At 58.0% G+C, this 18518-nt stretch carries 18 protein-coding genes and 1 tRNA gene; 8 read left to right on the top strand and 11 right to left on the bottom strand.

Annotated features, from left to right (window positions below; translation table 11 throughout):
- Positions 1–29 precede the first annotated feature (29 nt).
- On the bottom strand, positions 30–1829 hold the full coding sequence (gene lepA, locus Q1A20_RS07125; protein ID WP_299916784.1) for a translation elongation factor 4: 1800 nt from the start codon (positions 1827–1829) through the stop codon (positions 30–32).
- A gap of 581 nt (positions 1830–2410) precedes the next feature.
- Here lepA and Q1A20_RS07120 point away from each other — a divergent pair.
- The 3 genes from Q1A20_RS07120 (at position 2411) to Q1A20_RS07110 (ending at position 5260) form a co-directional block, all read left to right on the top strand.
- A complete protein-coding gene (locus tag Q1A20_RS07120) occupies positions 2411–3301 on the top strand; it encodes a hypothetical protein (protein ID WP_299916568.1) in 891 nt (296 codons plus the stop codon).
- Between the two features lie 375 nt (positions 3302–3676).
- A complete protein-coding gene (locus Q1A20_RS07115) occupies positions 3677–4771 on the top strand; it encodes a porin (protein WP_299402526.1) in 1095 nt (364 codons plus the stop codon).
- A gap of 162 nt (positions 4772–4933) precedes the next feature.
- A complete protein-coding gene (locus tag Q1A20_RS07110; protein ID WP_299402524.1) occupies positions 4934–5260 on the top strand; it encodes a hypothetical protein in 327 nt (108 codons plus the stop codon).
- A 25-nt stretch (positions 5261–5285) separates the two neighbouring features.
- Here Q1A20_RS07110 and Q1A20_RS07105 read toward each other — a convergent pair whose 3' ends face one another.
- From Q1A20_RS07105 to Q1A20_RS07070, 8 genes are all read right to left on the bottom strand, one after another.
- Positions 5286–5873: a GNAT family N-acetyltransferase gene (locus tag Q1A20_RS07105; RefSeq protein ID WP_299916565.1), complete on the bottom strand. Its 588-nt coding sequence runs from the start codon at positions 5871–5873 to the stop codon at positions 5286–5288.
- A gap of 4 nt (positions 5874–5877) precedes the next feature.
- Positions 5878–6270: a ketosteroid isomerase-related protein gene (locus Q1A20_RS07100; RefSeq protein WP_299916563.1), complete on the bottom strand. Its 393-nt coding sequence runs from the start codon at positions 6268–6270 to the stop codon at positions 5878–5880.
- A 9-nt stretch (positions 6271–6279) separates the two neighbouring features.
- Positions 6280–6741, bottom strand: a complete 462-nt coding sequence (locus tag Q1A20_RS07095; RefSeq protein WP_299402519.1) for a low molecular weight phosphatase family protein — start codon at positions 6739–6741, stop codon at positions 6280–6282.
- Positions 6742–7221 carry a UPF0262 family protein gene (locus tag Q1A20_RS07090; RefSeq protein WP_298974302.1) on the bottom strand — a complete coding sequence of 160 codons (480 nt, stop codon included), beginning with the start codon at positions 7219–7221 and terminating at the stop codon, positions 6742–6744.
- A gap of 83 nt (positions 7222–7304) precedes the next feature.
- Complete coding sequence (hisD, locus tag Q1A20_RS07085; RefSeq protein ID WP_299402517.1) at positions 7305–8609, bottom strand: histidinol dehydrogenase; 1305 nt, start codon at positions 8607–8609, stop codon at positions 7305–7307.
- A 72-nt stretch (positions 8610–8681) separates the two neighbouring features.
- Positions 8682–9149: a DUF2948 family protein gene (locus Q1A20_RS07080; RefSeq protein ID WP_299402515.1), complete on the bottom strand. Its 468-nt coding sequence runs from the start codon at positions 9147–9149 to the stop codon at positions 8682–8684.
- Positions 9146–10414 carry a UDP-N-acetylglucosamine 1-carboxyvinyltransferase gene (gene murA, locus Q1A20_RS07075; RefSeq protein WP_299402513.1) on the bottom strand — a complete coding sequence of 423 codons (1269 nt, stop codon included), beginning with the start codon at positions 10412–10414 and terminating at the stop codon, positions 9146–9148. Before murA ends, Q1A20_RS07080 begins: the two co-directional genes overlap by 4 nt.
- Positions 10415–10418: 4 nt before the next feature.
- On the bottom strand, positions 10419–10598 hold the full coding sequence (locus Q1A20_RS07070) for a hypothetical protein (protein WP_299402511.1): 180 nt from the start codon (positions 10596–10598) through the stop codon (positions 10419–10421).
- Between the two features lie 86 nt (positions 10599–10684).
- Here Q1A20_RS07070 and Q1A20_RS07065 point away from each other — a divergent pair.
- The 5 genes from Q1A20_RS07065 to Q1A20_RS07045 all read left to right on the top strand — a co-directional run bounded on the left by Q1A20_RS07065 (position 10685) and on the right by Q1A20_RS07045 (position 16180).
- A tRNA-Thr gene (locus tag Q1A20_RS07065) sits at positions 10685–10759 on the top strand.
- A gap of 947 nt (positions 10760–11706) precedes the next feature.
- On the top strand, positions 11707–12870 hold the full coding sequence (locus Q1A20_RS07060; protein ID WP_299402509.1) for an extracellular solute-binding protein: 1164 nt from the start codon (positions 11707–11709) through the stop codon (positions 12868–12870).
- Between the two features lie 30 nt (positions 12871–12900).
- Positions 12901–14502 carry a BCCT family transporter gene (locus Q1A20_RS07055; RefSeq protein WP_298975799.1) on the top strand — a complete coding sequence of 534 codons (1602 nt, stop codon included), beginning with the start codon at positions 12901–12903 and terminating at the stop codon, positions 14500–14502.
- 279 nt (positions 14503–14781) lie between these two features.
- Positions 14782–15378, top strand: a complete 597-nt coding sequence (locus Q1A20_RS07050; RefSeq protein WP_299402507.1) for a chemotaxis protein CheB — start codon at positions 14782–14784, stop codon at positions 15376–15378.
- A gap of 463 nt (positions 15379–15841) precedes the next feature.
- Complete coding sequence (locus tag Q1A20_RS07045; protein ID WP_299402505.1) at positions 15842–16180, top strand: cytochrome c; 339 nt, start codon at positions 15842–15844, stop codon at positions 16178–16180.
- A gap of 366 nt (positions 16181–16546) precedes the next feature.
- Here Q1A20_RS07045 and Q1A20_RS07040 read toward each other — a convergent pair whose 3' ends face one another.
- Both Q1A20_RS07040 and Q1A20_RS07035 read right to left on the bottom strand, forming a co-directional pair.
- On the bottom strand, positions 16547–17548 hold the full coding sequence (locus Q1A20_RS07040; RefSeq protein ID WP_299916559.1) for an oligopeptide/dipeptide ABC transporter ATP-binding protein: 1002 nt from the start codon (positions 17546–17548) through the stop codon (positions 16547–16549).
- Positions 17545–18513, bottom strand: coding sequence for an oligopeptide/dipeptide ABC transporter ATP-binding protein (locus Q1A20_RS07035; RefSeq protein ID WP_299916557.1), 969 nt, complete (start codon positions 18511–18513; stop codon positions 17545–17547). Before Q1A20_RS07035 ends, Q1A20_RS07040 begins: the two co-directional genes overlap by 4 nt.
- Positions 18514–18518 lie beyond the last annotated feature (5 nt).

Below are 18518 nucleotides of genomic sequence, written 5' to 3'. Positions count from 1 at the left end.
CCGGCCTTCCTCAGCGCTAAAATGGACAGTCAACTGTCCATTTTCAGGGCGCTGATGAAGGCCTCCTGTGGAATATCCACCTTCCCAAACTGCCGCATCTTCTTCTTCCCCGCCTTCTGCTTGTCCAGCAGCTTGCGTTTCCGCGTGGCGTCGCCGCCATAGCACTTAGCCGTCACGTCCTTGCGCATCGCCGAGAGCGTCTCGCGCGCGATCACCTTGCCTCCGATGGCCGCCTGGATCGGGATTTTGAACATATGACGGGGGATCAGGTCCTTGAGCTTTTCGACCATCGCGCGGCCACGTTGCTCGGCCCGGTCGCGGTGCACCATGGTGGAGAGCGCATCGACGGGTTCGTCATTCACCAGGATCGACATTTTCACCAGCTGGTCCTGCCGGTAGCCGATCATCGCGTAGTCAAATGAGGCATAGCCCTTGGTCACCGATTTCAGCCGGTCGTAGAAATCAAACACCACCTCATTGAGCGGCAGATCGTAGACGACCATCGCGCGGGACCCGGCATAGGTGAGGTCCTGCTGGATGCCGCGCCGGTCCTGACAGAGTTTCAGCACATCGCCGAGGTAGTCGTCGGGCACCAGAATGGTCGCCTTGATGCGCGGCTCTTCGAGGTGATCGACCAGCGTGAGGTCGGGCATGTCGGCGGGGTTGTGCAGTTCCATCATCTCGCCATCCTTCATGTGGATGTGGTAGATGACGGAGGGCGCCGTGGTGATCAGTTCGATGTCATATTCACGCTCGATCCTGTCGCGGATGACCTCAAGGTGCAGCAAGCCCAGAAAGCCGCAGCGGAAGCCGAACCCGAGGGCCGCGGAGGTTTCCATTTCGTAAGAGAACGACGCATCGTTCAGCGCCAGTTTTTCGATGGCATCGCGCAGGTCTTCGAACTCCGCAGAGTCCACCGGGAAGAGGCCGCAGAAGACCACGGGTTGCGAGGGTTTGAAACCCGGCAGCGCGTCCTCGGTGCCCTTCTTTTCATGGGTGATGGTGTCGCCGACGCGGGTGTCGCGGACCTGTTTAATCGAGGCGGTCAGAAAGCCGATCTCCCCCGGACCCAGCTCATCGATCACGGTCATTTCGGGGCGGAAGACGCCGATGCGGTCCACGTGGTGGGTCGAGTTGTTCGACAGCATGCGGATGCGCTCACCCTTCTTCAGCACCCCGTCCATGATCCGCACCAGAACGATCACGCCAAGGTAGCTATCATACCAGCTGTCCACCAGCATTGCCTTGAGCGGCGCATCGCGGTCACCGGTGGGCGCGGGCAGGTTCTGGACAATGCTCTCCAGCGTTTCCATGATCCCCTGCCCGGTCTTGGCGGAGACCTGAATGGCCCCGGAGGCATCGATGCCGATGACATCCTCGATCTGCTCGGCCACGCGGTCACAATCCGACGCGGGCAGGTCGATCTTGTTCAGCACCGGCACGATTTCATGATCGGCGTCGATGGCGTGATAGACATTGGCGAGCGTCTGCGCCTCGACCCCTTGGGTGCTGTCCACGACCAGCAGCGAGCCTTCGACCGCGCGCATGGAGCGGCTGACCTCATAGGCGAAATCGACGTGGCCGGGGGTGTCGATCAGGTTGAGGACGTAATCCTCGCCGTTCTGGGCAGTATAGTTGATGCGCACGGTCTGCGCCTTGATGGTGATGCCGCGCTCACGCTCAATGTCCATGCTGTCGAGCATCTGCTCCTTCATATCCCGGTCGGCCACCGTATTCGTGGACTGAATGAGCCGGTCGGCCAACGTGGATTTCCCGTGGTCAATGTGCGCGACAATGGAAAAATTGCGGATATGTGAAAGCGATGTCATGGTGATGGGATATGGGGCGGAATCCATAAAGGGTCAATGGGGTTGGATGGACGAAATCACCGACGAGAACAGCGCCCGCACTTGGCTAGACCAACAGGATCATCAAACGCAAGTCTGGTTTGCTGCGCGATGCGCACTGCGCAGCTTTCCTGCTCTTGGTGTTGAGACAAGCGCAGACACCGCTATCCTCATTTTTTTGAGTTGTCGAGCATTACTAATCGGTACAGCTTCAGCCACGTGCTCTGATCGAAAGCGAAAAAGGCTCATGGACGCGGCCAGTTCGGCTAACCAAGCCGTCACGGATGCGATGATCCGAATAACTTTGACAGTTGTTGGTGGTCCGAGCGAGTCCGAGCCAACCGCATTCCCCGCGTTGGCAGCCGCACATTCAGCTAGCGACAGCTTACCACACAGATGCTTGGTCACCTAGCGAAGTTGCCGCCTCAAGCAGCGAACAATGCGCGAAAGCGCTTGAAAGACTGCACGCTTCCAATAGCTATGCCTATTTAGCTGCTTCCGCCGACGCCTCGGTTGCTCTTTATTGGCCCTCACTTTGGACCGCGTCCGCACAGCCCTTAGAATTGGCCAGCGCATGGGACACTCTCAAGGTCCAACTAGATGAAGATAAAGCCGACTGGTCCTTCTGGATCGATTGGTACGAGGCAGTCCTTGCCGGAAAATGGGAGGACTGGGGCCTGGTCTTCGAAATTGCTACTCAACTAGACGACGCCGATTGGGACAAAGGGCCCGCTCATGTCGCCGAACAGATCAAACTTATCCGGCGCAGTTATCGCACATCAGTTTCGACCCGACTGATCCGACTCGAAATCGGAAAATGGGATGTTGAACAGGATGCAGATATTCCCGCCGAACCCATTGAGTTTGCCATAGCGCAAGTAGAAATCGCGCTGGCTGCGGCACTCGCTACCGACCAGGGCAATGGCCTCTCTGAGACCTCCGGCGAAACGATCCTCATCAGAAAGGCTGGCTCCGACTTCAAGTCGCTTCCCAGCGCGGTCGCCACCTCCTATTGGAACGCCTGCATGGGGTTGCAGAGAAACCTCGGGAACCTCTACCCAGAAGATGCGCCGCTCATCGCGCTTCAGAACGTACTCTATACGTCTGTCGAAGAACTCTGCGCGCAAGATCCGCTTATCCGAGATCGTGTCGCCAAACTGGCGGCGCTGGAAACACGGCGCATGCCGACGACGCAGGAGCGCGAGGATTTGCAGCAAGTGCCAGACCTGGTCGCGGAAGATTTAACTGCGCCCGCACTAGAACAACTCTCTGATGCAATAGACGCGGTATCAACGACCGAGAGACCCGCTCGGTTCTGGCGCGCAAAGCTGGTCAATTGGCTGAACACTCTTGGCAGAGGGTTGGATCAAGCCCAGAAAAACGAAAAACGGGCAATGTGGCTGTTGAAACTGGCCCACAGGATTTCCGGATGGTTCTTCGATGGAGACGAGTGACAACCCAATGCCCAATCTACGCTTGGGCAGCGCCCGAACCGCCCCTCGGTTCGGGCGCGATACACTAAATTGAGCGCGCTGAATCAATTGTGCGTCCTCGGCGCTCCGCCTATCCAATCCCGAAGCCATTAGCCAGACAGTTTCGGAGAATAGCATGCACGCAGGATGCGGCGGATCAAACACGATCGCGGCCTGACCGGGCAATTCAGCTTTGCGGTCCTGCGGATGCGAAATTTTACCCTTCATAGTTGAACTTTCTGAATTTCTCTGGGACCATGCGTATAATTTGACAGGACATGTGCGAAATTGCGCAGTGGCACGGCGCGGAGCAATTCTTAAGTCGCTCCTGTAAATCCCTGAATATGAGGTCTTCCAATGAGCCACTCCCCCTTTCTCCGCACCATTGCCCCTGTCGTCGGTGGCCTGGCCATTGCAGCCCCGCATGTGGCCAGCGCCCAGGACGCCACATTCGAATTCTACGGGCAACTCAACTTTGGCCTCTTCAGCGTCGATGATGGTACCCAGAGCGAAAGCTTCATCACCGACAATGACAATTCCAACACGCGGTTTGGGGCCATCTGGGAATCTCCGCTCGCCAATGGCGCAAAGCTCAAATTTCATTTTGAAACGGCTGTCGGCCTGAACGGCTCCGGGTCCGTGTCGATTGACGATACGGATTTGGAATTCGACTGGCGCCGGACCGAACTGCGCAAGGTCGAAGTGGTTTATACGACCCCAACCATCGGTGCGTTCTCCTTCGGTCAGGGCAGCACGGCCACGGATGGGTTTGCGGAGGCAGATTTTTCCGGCACCTCGGTGATCGCCTATTCCGCGCTGGGTGATCTGGCGGGCGGCATTGATTTCCGCCCCTTGGGCGGCGCAGCATCCGGTATCGATGTGGGGGACGCTTTTTCGAACTTTGACGGCGCACGTCGGTTCCGCATCCGCTACGACACACCGGACTTCAATGGGTTTTCCGTCAGCGCCTCCGCGGGAGAAGAGGTCCTGCGCGAGGGCGATGATCGTGAATTCTATGATCTTGGCCTGAAATATGCGCGCGACTATGGCGACATCAAGGTCGATGGTCGTCTGGGCTATTCCTGGATCGACAGCGACGAAGAAGTCGCATTTGGCTCACTGGCCGTGCTGCATGAGCCGAGCGGCTTGAACGCGGCGGTCTCCACCGGACGGCAGCAAGAAGGCGATGACGACTATGTCTATGTCAAACTGGGATACATCCAGAACTGGTTCACGGTCGGTTCGACCGCGCTTTCCGTTGACGTCTACGAAGGCAATGATTTCGCCATCACCGGATCGGAAAGCTCCTCTGTGGGCCTGGGCGTGGTGCAGCGGTTCGATGACCAGAACCTGGAGGTTTATGCGACATATCGGACCCTCGAATTTACCGAAGCGTCGACACCTGTCGAAGATATCGACGTGATGGTCATCGGCGCGCGCTGGAAGTTCTGATCCCATCGCTGCGCGCGATCTGACTGGGCGGGCAGGTGAAATTGCGCCTTTTGTGCAATTGCAACCTGGCCGCGCCTGCGGCATAGCTTTTGGAAAAGGCTAAAAAGCGGGGCATCGGATCGGATGTTGAAGGGGTTTGTAATAGTAGCAGCAGTTGGCCTGATGGCGGCCGGATGCTCCGGCAGGGCACCTGAACCGACGCCCGGGCGTCTCAACATCAGCGATGCAAACGCGTTTTCGTCAGGGCCCATTCAATCTGCCTGTCTGGTCCAGCGACGCCCCGATGCAACCCCGGAACGCTGCGGCTGTATTCAGCACGCCGCCAATCGCACGCTCAGTGCGTCACAGCAGCAGCGTGGTCTGCAATACTTCGAAGAGCCCCACCTTTTGCAAGAGGTGCGCCAGTCGGGCACGCCCAAGAATGAACGGTTTTGGGAGGCCTGGAAGACCTTTGCAGAAACCGCCGGGGCGCTCTGCCAAGGGGTTTAGGACCGCACCGCTTGTGAACTTCAGATCACAGCTCCCGCATCCAGAACTGCAACGGCTTGGCTGTCTCTTCTATCTCGCCCACATCTTTCCAGGAAAATGACGCGATGACATCCGGCAGTGGCGCATAGCCCCTTTTGCGCCAGAACCTGTCCAGCGGCCTGTAATCTACTGGTCGTTTTGGGTGGTCTTCGGGTCGGATAACTGAACAGAAACAGACCTTTGAGTAGCCGAACGCTTGCGCATGTGCTTCGCGGACATCGAAAAAAGCGTGTCCAACCCCCTGCCCGCGATATGCAGGCAACAACACGCTTTCTGCGCAATAAAATACCTCCGAAAGCGCCACACCCGTGCCAGCGAAGGCGCCGGCAAAATCATCCGCGTGATCCGTGAGCGGCGCACCGGTTGCGGCCCCGACCAGCCGCGCGCCGTCAAAAGCACCCACAACCAGCGCGCCCGCGCTCTCAACATAGTGGCTCAGGTAAGCTTGCTCATAGGCCGCATCGCCATCGTAGAGATAGGGCCAATCGCGAAACACTTCGATCCGAAGTGCGGCGACATCCGCCAGCACATTTTTCAACGCGTCACCGGTCAAAGGGCGGATGTCGAGCGCCATCGCCTCAGGACACCTGCGAAATCCAGTCGTTGAGATTATACCGAGTTGTTACCCGTGTGATTTTCCCATCCGCGAGGTCAAAGAATGACCCCGCCGTCAAAGTATACCGCTGGCCTCTGGCCTCGGGCAGACCGTCATCGGTGGCGATATAGCGCCCCTCGACAACATATTCCGCCGCGGCCCGATCAAACTCGGGCGCCTCAAAGATCACCATATCCACCAGCGTTTCATCATAGCAGAGCGACATGTGGGTGCAGAATTCCGCAAAGGCCTCTTTGCCCATGCGCACCGTGCCTTCGTTGACGTGATGGGCCACGTCATCAGAAAGGCACGCCAGCATCGCCGGGATATCCTTGGCATTGAACGCGTCGAAGTATTGCTTGACGATATCTGGCATTGGGTCCCCTCAGATCATCTCGGTAGGTGGACCGAACCGCGCGATGAGCCGTTCCATGATCTGGTCACGCGCCTGCCGGTAGCTCACCAGTTTCGCCTCGCGGGTCTCGCCCAACCCGGTCGGATCAAGGATCGGCCAGTATTCGACGTCCAGATGATAAAACCGCGTCAAATCTAGCGCGCGGCGTTGGGAGGCCGGGCTGAGCGCGATCACCAGATCAAACGAGCCCAGATCATCGCCCCAGTTTTCCATCTCGTCAAAACTGCGGCTGCGGTGCCTGGACAGTTCCACATCCATCTCCTGACAGACCGCGATGGAAAACCCGTCGATTTCCATATCATTGGTTACGCCCGCTGATTGCACATAGGTGCCTGTGCCATAGAGCTTTTTCATGATCCCCTCGGCCATCGGTGAGCGCACTGCGTTGTGATCGCAACAAAACAGGACCGACTGGGGAAGCTCCTGGCTCATTCAGCCCCCGAAATGCAAAACGCAGATCAGCGTGAAGAGGCGGCGCGCCGTGTCGGTATCCACTTCCGCCTTGCCTTCAAGGCGTTCTTGCAACACGCGGGAGCCTTCATTGTGGATCCCCCGCCGCGCCATATCGATGGTCTCAATCTGGCTGGGCGGCAGCTTCTTGACGGCCTCAAAATAGCTTTCGCAGATCTGAAAGTAGTCTTTGACCACCTGACGGAAGGGCCCAAGCGACAGGTGGAACTCCGCCGCCTTCTCCGCGCTTTCCGTATTCACGTCAAAGACCAGCCGCTTGTCGCGGATCGCCAGCCCGACATGATAGGGGCCGTCCGGCACCACACGTCCGTCTCTTTGGGGCAGGACAAATGTGTTGTCTTCCAACAGGTCGAACATCGCAACGCGACGTTCCTGTTCAATTTCCGGTGTCGCGGGCGGCAGGCCGGAATCGTCTAGAATGATCTCAGATATACGGGACATGGTCAGGATTCTTTACGCGGGTACAAGTCAGTCGACAATCCTTAGCGCAGGTGCCCGCCCGCGCGCAATGATCAAGGAGGCCGCTAGCCCTCGTTGAGTTTTCTCAGCCGCGCCGTCACGGAGAGACCGTGTGCTTCAAGGCTTTCGGTCTGGGCCAATACTTCCGCTGCCGGACCAATGGCGCGAAGGGCAGCAGGCGTCATTCGGGCCAGTGTTGTGCGCTTCATGAAGTCGAGCACCGAAAGACCGGAGGAAAACCGCGCCGACCGGGCGGTGGGCAGGACGTGGTTGGGTCCGCCGACATAATCGCCGATGGCCTCGGGTGTCCACTGCCCCAGAAAGATTGCACCGGCATGGGTAATCTGCGCGCTCAGGCTCTCGGGGTCTGCGACGCAAAGTTCCAGATGTTCGGGGGCAATCCGGTCGGTCAGACGCGCGGCTGTTGCAAGGTCCGGCACCGTGATGACCGCGCCAAAGTCGCGCCAGCTTGGTCCCGCGATCACTCGGCGTTTTAGCGTCTCCAAACGCGTGTTCACCGCGTCGGCCACCGCCTGCCCGAAAGCGGTATCAGTCGTGATCAGAATGGATTGCGCGCTTTCGTCATGCTCGGCCTGGCTCAGCAAATCCAGCGCAATCCAATCGGGGTCGTTGTCGGCATCGGCAATCACAAGGATCTCGGACGGACCCGCTATCATATCGATGCCGACCTTGCCGAAAACCCTGCGCTTTGCGGCTGCGACAAATGCATTTCCCGGTCCGGTGATCTTATCGACCGGCGCGATGGATTGCGTGCCATAGGCCAGCGCCGCGATGGCCTGCGCGCCACCGATCCGGTAAACCTCATCGACACCCGCCAACTGTGCCGCCGCCAAGACCAGCGGGTTCAGCTCACCTTCGGGCGCGGGAACGACCATCGCCAGGCGCGGCACCCCGGCAACCTTGGCGGGCACGGCGTTCATCAGGACAGAGGATGGATAGGAGGCCAGCCCACCCGGCACATAAAGCCCTGCGGCGGCAACCGGCGTCCAGCGCCACCCCAACGTTGCGCCCGTGTCATCTGTCCACTCTTTGTCTTCAGGGCGCTGGTGTTCGTGATAGGCGCGAATACGGTCCGCGGCGAGGCTGAGCGCATCCCGCTGATCCTGTGGCACATTGGCGGCCGCTTCGACAATTTCGGCGTCAGACACCCGCAAGGTGTCCGGTGTCAGGCTAAGCCGGTCGAACTTTTGGGTCAGGTCAATAACCGCCGCATCCCCCTCCTCACGCACCCGCGCGATGATTGCGGCGACCGTGTCATCCACATCTGGACTGTCCTCACGCTTTGCACTAAGCAGCGCTTGAAAACCGGTTTCGAAATCTGCGTCGTCGGTGTTCAAAAAAACGGGCATTTTGGAACCTTTGGCGGATCACCAGAAGAGAATAGTGCCTTCGGCGAGGATATTTGCGGCCAGAAGAATGGCCTATTCGGGATGCTGCGGTGTTTTCTTTGAGGGCGCCTGGTAGGGCTTGGTCACATCTTTCAATGTCACCTCAAGGGCTTCCACGGCGAGGCGAATGGCACCATCACCGGCCAGAGTCAGCAGAACATGCCCCGCTGGCGCTTCTGTTTCCTCGAAACTGGTCGAGAGGATCGACAGTACCGTATCGGTGTCCTTGCGATCAATCCCGTTGCTGGCAACGGCGGTGACCCCTTCGAAGACCAGAAGCGATTGGACGCGTTCCGGAGAAGCAACACGCGCGGGTCCTTCCTCCCACCGGAACCGATTGATCAATAGCACAAAACGATTGGCAGCGCGCTCCCAGCGCATTTCACTTGCCGGGAATACGGAATCCTGCACCAGCGCCGAGATCACCGAGAGATCTTCGGCATCCAGCGCGCCGAGATTTAGCGGCGCCTCGCGGCTGTCCTCAAAACGTGCGTCTGTCATGTGTCTGAAATCCGTTCGATATTCGCGCCGACGCCGGAGAGCTTTGTCACCACATGCTCGTAGCCACGATCAAGATGGTACACCCTGCCGACACGGGTTTCGCCCTCTGCGGCCAAGCCTGCGAGGATCAGAGAGACGGAGGCGCGCAAATCTGTGGCCATGACCGGCGCCCCTTTGAGTTTCTCAACACCTCTGACCGTTGCGGTCCCGCCATGCACTTCGATATCCGCGCCCATCCGCATCAATTCCGGCGCATGCATGAAGCGGTTTTCGAAGATCTTTTCTTCCAGCACAGACGTGCCGCTTGCTATGCACAAAAGCGCCATCATCTGCGCCTGCAGGTCCGTAGGAAAGCCCGGGAAGGGCTCTGTGGTCACATCGACCGCGTGAATATCACTGTTGCGGCGTTTAACCGACAATCCGTTTTCCGTCTCTGCCACATCAATTCCTGCAGCGTCCAGCTTTTCGCAGAAGGCCTCAACCAGATTGATCCGCCCCTCCAACAACTCGACCTCACCACCGCAAATCGCAGGCGCCAACATATAGGTGCCCAATTCGATCCGGTCGGTCACAACAGTGTGCGTGGCACCGCCCAGACGGTCGACACCTTCAATGGTGATGATCGGCGTTCCTTCACCCGCGATGCGCGCGCCCATCGCCCGGAGGCAGCGCGCCAGGTCCACGATTTCGGGTTCGCGCGCGGCGTTGTTGAGCACAGTTGTGCCCTTGGCCAACGTGGCCGCCATCAACGCGTTTTCCGTGGCCCCGACGGAGGCGAAATCGAAATCGACAGTGCCGCCCTGCAATCCGCGTGGCGCTTTGGCGTGCACATATCCGTCTCTAAGCTCCAATTCCGCCCCCATCGCTTCAAGCGCTTTGAGGTGCAGATCGACAGGCCGTGCACCAATTGCGCAACCGCCTGGCAGAGACACAACAGCATGGCCTTCGCGCGCCAGCATCGGCCCCAGCACCAGGATAGACGCGCGCATTTTACGTACAATGTCATAGTGTGCTGTGTGGTTATTGATTTCGTGGCTGGACAGGGCAATCACCTGACCGCCTTGTAAAGATGTGACTTCAGCGCCCAGCGATTGCAGCAGTTGGGTCATCGTGCGGATGTCGCTGAGGCGCGGCGCATTGATTAAAGTCAGCGGTTCCTCAGACAACAGCGTTGCTGGCATCAGCGTCAGGCAGGCGTTTTTGGCACCCGCAATGGGGATTTGCCCGGAAAGCGGGCCGCCGCCTGTAACAAGAATGGAATCCATACGCCTATGCGTCCTTTTCTGATCCGGTGGCTACCGGGTTGCCTGTTTGCGCCCCTTTCACGCCTGCCCGCGCGCGCGTTTGCGCCTTGCGCCGCGCCAGGTTCGCTTTCAACGCAGCCTTGAGCCGGTCTTCGCGCGTGTCCGCGACTGCGTTGGGCGTTTTGGGGTCTGTTTTCTTCGCCATGGCGCTTGTCTACCGCAGGGTGCAGGCAGGGTCCAGATTAGGCTTGCGCAGATGTCCGATTGGGTCTAATCAGCCACCGCATCGGCGCTGCTGTAGCTCAGAGGTAGAGCACTCCCTTGGTAAGGGAGAGGTCGAGAGTTCAATTCTCTCCAGCAGCACCAGTTTGTCTCCTTGTTTTTAGGACTGTCCCTGTATTTAAGGGCGAAGCGTTGCCACCACTGGTACATGAAGGCGGTACATGATGAGACTGATAGTACCCAACCCTACATTGCTGAACGGCGTATACCATATCCGAATGAGCATTCCCTCGGACATCGCCGAAAGGGTACGAGGAATACGAATTACAATCCCGATAAGCCAACTGTTGAACAGGCCTTGTTCAACGATGATGCGATCCCTGAAAAACAACAATTGTTCGCACAATGAAAGTTGTGCGACTGTGCTATTCCAATCTGCCAGAGGATGATCAGGAGGCAGCACGGCAGCGCGTGGTCGCTGCGATAGGGTCGATTGAGACTGCAAAAAAGACCCTGACAAGCTTGAAGAAGAAGGCGCCGAAATCAAACCAAACACTCATCTATTGGATGGAACTAGGCGGTACGTGATGGATGTTCGAGACTTGGACGTCCGTCTCATTGATACAATCAATCCGTTTCAATCCGCGTATTCTATCCTTTCTAAGAATGTGGATGAAGGAACCCACCCCAAAATAGGTCGGGTCTGGCTCTCGCGAACTGAACCCGCTGCGGGGTTTCAGCCATTCGGCTTCGATCCCCTTCGCGTAAACTGCCAGCCTTGGAAGGTTGGCAATTTCTCTTTGTTGAAGTGGGGTTGCGGCCCCCAGGCTATCAAGACCTGAGCACCCTTAGCCGATTGGTACCATCGCAGGCCCAGGCGCACCTAGCTTAGCAAAATTTTCTTGCTTGTTCATGCATTCTGGGTGGATGGTGGCGTTGGGACGGTGAAATGTCGATCAAGCAACACAGAGAAAAACGAGCCTTTGACCAGCATTTGAAATCTGCGGTCAACGGCACTGCTGTGCGCGCTACGTAACCAACATTGATCACTTACGTCCCGGTAAAAGAATAGCCTGAAAGGGAGGTAATTTATGCTCAACTGTCGAAAGCGTGCTTATCGATGGCGGCCAGCGGCATGCGCGGCGCTGTTTCTTGTATTTCAACCGGGGATCACCAGCGCTCAGGAAGCGCAAGGAGCAGAAACACTTGTCGCACCGCCTGCGCCAGAAATCACCTTCACCTCCTGGACCGGCCCCTACATGCGGAGCCAGATGCTGGGCTTTGTGCGCCCCTATGAGCAGGAAAACAACACCAGCGTGCACGTCGCGCATTACAACGGCGGGATCAATGAAATCCGCGATCAGGTCGAAAGCGCCAATGTGATCTGGGACGTGGTGGACCTGACCCAGGCCGACAGCCTGCGCGCCTGTCGCGAGGGTTTGCTCGAAGATCTCTCGGACATCGATCTGCCGACGGGCGCGGATGGGACAGCCGCGAGCGAGGATTTTGTGCCCGGCGCGCTGAATGAATGTGGCGTGGGTGTGATCGTCTGGGCCACGGCTTTTGCGCATAGCAATTCGACCTATGGGGACAATCCGCCGAGCACCATTCAGGACTTCTTTGACGTCGACACCTATCCCGGGGCACGGGCCATCCGAAACGATCCATCGGTCATCATGGAATGGGCTCTGATGGCGGATGGCGTGGCGCGCGAAGACGTCTACCCCATGCTGGAGACCGAAGAGGGTGTCGAACGTGCCTTTGACATGATGGACAATATCCGGTCGGGTTTGCAGCTCTGGAGCGCGGGGCGCGAGCCCGTCCGCATGCTCAACGCCGGCGATGTCGCAATGTCGATGATCTGGGCGACGACGGGGGCCACTGCCTCTCAGGAGGATGGCGCGGACTTCTCGGTGAACATGGATGGGCGGGTGATCGAGCTTGATCTCTTCGGCATCCCGAAGGGCAGCCGCTACAAGCAGGAAGCGATAGATTTCATCCGCTACGCCAGCAGCACGCAAGCCCTGGCTGACATGGTCGGATACCTGCCAAACGGCCCGGCGCGCAACTCTTCGCTTGACCTGCTCAGCGCGGAGACCCTGGCGCAGATCCCGAATGGCCCAGCCTATGAGGACCAGGCTTTCATCCGGTCGGATGCCGAATGGTGGGCTGCCAATCACGCCCGCCTCGAAGAAGCATTCAAGATCTGGACATCCGCCGGGGCCCGTCAGGGCGCGGCCGGAACCGTGCGCTAAGCGCGGACCAACAGGAAAAAAGGTAAGAAAATGAGTGAACAAACAACACAAAAACCCGATAATCTTGTTGCCAAGTCCGGGCTGTTTGCCGGGATGAACCCGGTCATGGGCATCTTGTCGATGATCATGATCATCGGCTTTGTCGGCTATACGATCATGGACGTCGAACGCTCCTCGGAGGTGTTCCTGTTGGGCAAGGACTTCATCATCAACACGATGGACTGGTTCTACGTGATCGTGGTGAATGCCGCGCTGTTCTTCGTCATCTGGCTGATGATCAGCCGCTTTGGCGACGTGAAATTGGGCAAGGATGACGACACACCGGATTTCTCGACATTTTCATGGATCTGCATGCTCTTCTCAGCCGGGCTTGGCTCGGGCCTGATTTACTGGGGTGTGGCGGAGCCAATGTTCCACATCCAGGGCAGCCCTTTCATGGAACGCGCAGGATATGAAGCCGGCAGCGTGGACGCTGCGGTCAAGGCCGTCACCGTGACCAATTTCCATTGGGGGTTCCATGGCTGGGGTCTTTATGTGCTTGTGGGCCTCTGTCTGGCTTACTTTTCATACCGTCGCGATCTGCCGCTCACCCTGCGCACAGCGCTCTACCCGGTGCTGAAGGAAAAGATCTACGGCCCCTGGGGTCATCTGGTTGACCTTATCGGCGTCTTTGGCACCATTTTTGGTCTGGCCACATCGCTGGGGCTGGGGGTCACGCCCATCGCCGCCGGATTGGAAAATCTTGGCTGGATGGCGAACACGCAAACCAACCAATTGATCCTCGTCGCCATCATTACCTGCCTCGGCACCGCGTCGGCAGCCTCCGGCGTGGGCAAAGGCGTGCGCATTTTGTCGGAATGCAATGTGATGGCATCAATTGGCCTGCTGGTGCTCTTCATTATTCTCGGACCAACTGCCTTCCTGCTGGGGATCACGATCTCCGGCTTTGGCGACTATCTGTGGAATGTCATCCCGATGGGCTTCTGGATCAACGGCGATCCCGAGGTGCAATGGCAGGGCTGGTGGACGATCTTCTACTGGGGTTGGTGGATTGCCTGGTGCCCCTTTGTCGGGCTCTTTATTGCCCGTGTCTCAAAGGGACGCACAATCAAGCAATTCTGCTTCTGCGTGCTGCTCATTCCAACCTCGGTTGTGATGCTATGGATGGGCGTTTTTGGCGGTGCGGCCACCGGTGTGGATCTGTTCAACAACGCCGGTGTTGTGGACGCGGTGAACAATGACTACGCCGCTGGTGTATTTGCCACCGTTGCGGGGTTTGGCTTTGACTGGCTGACCTATCCGATCACGGTGCTGATCACGATCCTGCTGATTTCCTGGTTCGTGACGTCATCGGATTCCGGGACGTTGGTGATGTGCACGATGCTGTCGATGGGGGATGAGCATCCGCCGGTCAAGTTTCGCATCTTCTGGGGTCTGACTGCGGGCCTTGTGGCTGCTGTGCTGATGCTGGCCGGAGGTTTGAGTGCCTTGCAGACGGCCTCCATCGTGGCCGGTCTGCCCATTGCGGTGATCTTGCTCCTGATGATCTACGGCATCGTCAAAGCGCTGCACGAGGACAATCCAGCTCCGGAGTATGTGGACAAATTCGACCTCGAATTCCTGAACCGCTGAGGGCATAGGACCATACGAGGGGGAAATGGCATTTCCCCCTCGATATTTTCGATCCACCAGCGTTCTGAGATTTTTGCCTTACGATTGTCTTTGCAAGGCGTGGATGATGATGACGTCGAAACCCGTGTCATCAGCAGTAAAAAGTAGAACGGAAAGCGCCGCGGCAAGAGGTCCTTTTATGCCAACATCCAACGGCAAATTCTGTCTAGCCGGTAGTCTTTGAATCACTCCGAACGCGTGAATGATTGCGAATGCGCGCCGAAGCCCTATGCTACGATCATGGAACACCCGCAACCTGATGACGAACGAGAAACTTCATTCAATTATGTCGTGGCAATCGGTGCCTCTGCGGGTGGTCTGAAGGCTATTCAGGAACTGATTGCCGAACTGCCCGCGGATCTGGACGCCCCAATTGTCATTGGGGTCCACAGCGAACCGTCTTCGAAACTTACCGAGATTTTGAAGTCCAAGAGTTCCCTTAAAATCAGAAAGACCATGGACGGCGACATCCTGAAAAAGGGGTGGATCTATGTGGTTCCCGGAGCAAAACATGCTTTGTTTCAAAACCAGAGGATTCACCTGTCCGATGTGGTCCGGGACTCGGGTTTTCGTCCGTCCATCGATGCGATGTTCATGACACTTGCTGCGGAATACGGGGGGCGTGGCATCGCGGTGGTTCTTTCCGGAACGATGAAAGACGGCATGAGGGGGGCCCAGGTTGTTTATGACATGGGAGGGCAAACGATTGTTCAGGATCCTGAGGATGCGCAGCACGCGGGTATGCCGAACAGCGTGATTTACAACGATCATCCTGAGACAATCCGAACCGCCTCCGAGCTAGGTGTTTGGTTGCGTAACCTTATCGGAGATAGATGATCCTACTGTTACACGTGTTTCTAGGTTTGGGCATGTAAGATTGGGTCAGGCTCATCTTCCGCAGTCCGGCCCTTTCTTGAACGTCAGCTCCGAGGCGCCTGTGTGGCTGGAGTTCAGACGCGGGCGGATTGGCGACTGGAAGAAGGTGCAGACTTGAAGCTGGACCAACCTCAGCAGATATTCACAAAGCCTGAAACCTATCCATCTGAGCAAGAGGGGCGTTCCGCCCTCCTCCTTTGAGGTTGCGTGCAACCCGAAACCCATTTCGAGAGTGTCATTTATCCAATAAGGGAAATTCCGCGCGAGATACGCGCGGTTTGACATGGGTCAATGGTAGCGAACTCATTTTCACGAAAATGAATACAACTCAAAAAAGGAAGGAGTTGTTGTGCCCGCAAACCATTGGAAAAAAGTATTGCTTGTTCCCCTACTCATGGGACTGTTCTCTTGCACGGAGGAAGCGATGCCGGACGCTTCAGATGGTGCCGCTTTCTTTGCCGAGAACTGTGTCGCGTGTCATGGCGCAACAGGACAAGGCGATGGGCAGAACGCAGACGATTTGTCGGCTGTGCCAACCGATTTGACAGATCTGAGCCGTCGAAATGGTGGCGTCTTTCCCGCAGCGCGGGCTCTCAGCTATATTTATGGCGATCCGCAACAGGGCCACCTTGCACGCGTGATGCCGCAATTTGGCGGTGCAATGGCGGAAGATTTGGTTCCGGTGGAAATTGACGGCGTATTTACCCCGACCCCCCGTGCTTTGGCTGGCCTACTCTTCTATCTTGAGAGCATTCAGCGCTAGCTTTGTTTCGAATGTGATCGCACTGCCCTGACTGTGAACACAGTCGACATTTGTTACCCCGCACTGCCAGCTTTCGGCGGTCTTTAGGTAAGATGGAAAGCCTGCTTGCGTGATTGATCAACCAATGTAGAACTGATGCGGTATCCCGCAGTTTAGTCAGTGGCGACAAGCCTGCCCGTTCCTTATTCGAGCTGGGCACGAAAATGAATTCGCTCCAACATATCCAACTCGGCGAACGATTGAGGGAGGGACGGCGATCCGTCCCTAGGGAGCAGATGCAAAACGACGAACTTCGGCTTCGAAAGAAAGCCGAGTTGCAGGCTGTTCAGCAGCGTATTGCACCCGATCTGTCGTCGTATAGTCCGTTTATGAGGGTGTTTCCGCTTCGGAATGATAGGGGCATGCGACAAAGTGGTCGTTTTCGAGCACTGCAACCGCGGGCATCGCCTCTGCGCAGCTCGCGCGGGCGATGGGACAACGCGTGCGAAAAACACAGCCGGACGGTGGCGCCATTGGCGACGGCAGCTCACCCTCCAGAACCGGGCGGTGGCGTTGTCGTTCTGCTTTTGGTGAGGGGATCGGCACCGAGGCAATCAGCGCCTTGGTGTAGGGGTGGCGCGGATTTGCAATCAACTCAGGCGCCGCTGCGGTCTCCACAATCCGGCCCAGATACATGACCGCGATCCGGTGCGAGATATGCCGCACGACGCTGAGATCATGCGCGATGAACAAAAGCGCGAGCCCCATGTCGCGTTGCAGATCCTGCAGCAGATTCACGACCTGCGCCTGTACGGAAACATCCAGCGCACTGACCGGCTCATCACAGATCAGCAGTTCAGGGCCGGTGATCAGCGCGCGGGCAATCCCGATCCGTTGGCATTGCCCGCCTGAGAACTCATGCGGGTATCGATTGATAAGCGCAGGCAGAAGGCCAACCCGTTCCATCATTCCACCAACCTTGGCGCGGACCTCTTCCTTCGAGAGGTCCGGGAAATGGGTCAGCAGCGGCTCAGCGACGATCTGGCCAACGGTCATCCGCGGGTTCAGAGCGTCCAGCGGATCCTGAAATACCATCTGCACATGCCGTCCGCGCGCCCGTTGGTGGGCAGCACTCAAGCCCACCACATCCTCGCCACGCCACAGCACCTTTCCGGCGCTGATCGGTACGGTGCCAACAATCGCGCGTGCCAGCGTGGATTTGCCCGAACCACTTTCCCCCACAAGGCCAAGTGTCTGGCCGGGTTCCAGCATGATCGAAGCCTGCTTCACGGCCTGCAATGCATGCGGCGGCGTCCAAGGCCAACTACCCTGCCGGGCCACATCGAATGTGACGCTGACGTCGTGGACCTCAAGCAGCGGCGCGCTCACACCACGGCCTCCCGTGCAGCATGACAGGCCCGAATGCGCCCGGTGCCGAACCCTTCGAGCGACGGCATGGCTTGCAGGCAGGGTTCATGGCTGGCCGGGCAGCGGGGGCTGAACGGGCATCCCGGCGGCAGCGCTGTCAGATCGGGTGGGTCCCCCGGAATGGTCTGCAGCTTGTCCTGCGGCACATCAAGGCGCGGCACCGCTTTCAACAGGCCCAACGTGTAAGGATGGGAGGGTGCTTCGAACACATCATCGGTGGCGCCAATCTCCATCACCCGCCCGCCATACATGACCAGTGTTTCAAGACAGGACCCTGCGACAATCGCCAGATCATGCGTGATCAGGATCAGCGCCGTGCCGAAATCACGCTGGATCTCAGCCATGAGGTTCATGATCTGGTTTTGCACGGTCACGTCGAGGGCCGTGGTCGGCTCGTCCGCAATCAAGAGTTTGGGACGACAAAGCAGCGCCATCGCGGCCATGATCCGCTGACGCATCCCGCCGGAGAACTCGTGCGGGTACATCCTGAGCCGCGCGCGCGCGTCGGGGATGCGCACTGCATCGAGCATTTTCGCGCTTTCATCCAGCGCCTGGCGCTTTGACGTGCCCTTGTGCAGCATCAGCACCTCGGCCATTTGGTCGCCAACGCGCATAAAGGGATTGAGCGAGGTCATCGGGTCCTGAAAGATCATCGCGATCTCATTGGCGCGGATCGCGTTCAGCTTGGCCTCTGGCAGGTTCAGGATCTCCTGCCCGTCAAACCGCACAGAGCCCGCAGCCATTCCGTTCTTTGCCAGAAGTCCCAGGATTGCAAAGGCCAGCTGGGTCTTGCCCGACCCACTTTCGCCGACGATGGCCAGACTGTCGCCGGGTTTGAGCGTGAGGTTCATGCCGTTCACGGCTTTGACGACCCCATCGGGGGTGTCGAAACTGACGGTGAGATCGGTGACGTCGAGCAGTGCCATGGGTT

Origin of the sequence: uncultured Roseobacter sp. (genome assembly GCF_947501835.1) — a bacterium.
Taxonomy (GTDB): domain Bacteria; phylum Pseudomonadota; class Alphaproteobacteria; order Rhodobacterales; family Rhodobacteraceae; genus Roseobacter.
Note: the sequence above shows the minus strand (reverse complement) of the source record. Positions and strands in the feature narration are given on the sequence as shown.

Bases quoted from the DNA above. Each gene is read 5' to 3' on its own strand.
- lepA (WP_299916784.1), bottom strand. From the start codon at position 1,829: ATGACATCGCTTTCACATATCCGCAATTTTTCCATTGTCGCGCACATT.
- Q1A20_RS07050 (WP_299402507.1), top strand. From the start codon at position 14,782: ATGGAACACCCGCAACCTGATGACGAACGAGAAACTTCATTCAATTAT.
- Q1A20_RS07060 (WP_299402509.1), top strand. From the start codon at position 11,707: ATGCTCAACTGTCGAAAGCGTGCTTATCGATGGCGGCCAGCGGCATGC.
- Q1A20_RS07035 (WP_299916557.1), bottom strand. From the start codon at position 18,513: ATGGCACTGCTCGACGTCACCGATCTCACCGTCAGTTTCGACACCCCC.
- Q1A20_RS07045 (WP_299402505.1), top strand. From the start codon at position 15,842: ATGCCGGACGCTTCAGATGGTGCCGCTTTCTTTGCCGAGAACTGTGTC.
- Q1A20_RS07115 (WP_299402526.1), top strand. From the start codon at position 3,677: ATGAGCCACTCCCCCTTTCTCCGCACCATTGCCCCTGTCGTCGGTGGC.
- Q1A20_RS07070 (WP_299402511.1), bottom strand. From the start codon at position 10,598: ATGGCGAAGAAAACAGACCCCAAAACGCCCAACGCAGTCGCGGACACG.
- Q1A20_RS07110 (WP_299402524.1), top strand. From the start codon at position 4,934: ATGGCGGCCGGATGCTCCGGCAGGGCACCTGAACCGACGCCCGGGCGT.
- Q1A20_RS07055 (WP_298975799.1), top strand. From the start codon at position 12,901: ATGAGTGAACAAACAACACAAAAACCCGATAATCTTGTTGCCAAGTCC.
- Q1A20_RS07100 (WP_299916563.1), bottom strand. From the start codon at position 6,270: ATGCCAGATATCGTCAAGCAATACTTCGACGCGTTCAATGCCAAGGAT.
- Q1A20_RS07095 (WP_299402519.1), bottom strand. From the start codon at position 6,741: ATGAGCCAGGAGCTTCCCCAGTCGGTCCTGTTTTGTTGCGATCACAAC.
- Q1A20_RS07080 (WP_299402515.1), bottom strand. From the start codon at position 9,149: ATGACAGACGCACGTTTTGAGGACAGCCGCGAGGCGCCGCTAAATCTC.
- murA (WP_299402513.1), bottom strand. From the start codon at position 10,414: ATGGATTCCATTCTTGTTACAGGCGGCGGCCCGCTTTCCGGGCAAATC.
- Q1A20_RS07105 (WP_299916565.1), bottom strand. From the start codon at position 5,873: ATGGCGCTCGACATCCGCCCTTTGACCGGTGACGCGTTGAAAAATGTG.
- Q1A20_RS07090 (WP_298974302.1), bottom strand. From the start codon at position 7,221: ATGTCCCGTATATCTGAGATCATTCTAGACGATTCCGGCCTGCCGCCC.
- hisD (WP_299402517.1), bottom strand. From the start codon at position 8,609: ATGCCCGTTTTTTTGAACACCGACGACGCAGATTTCGAAACCGGTTTT.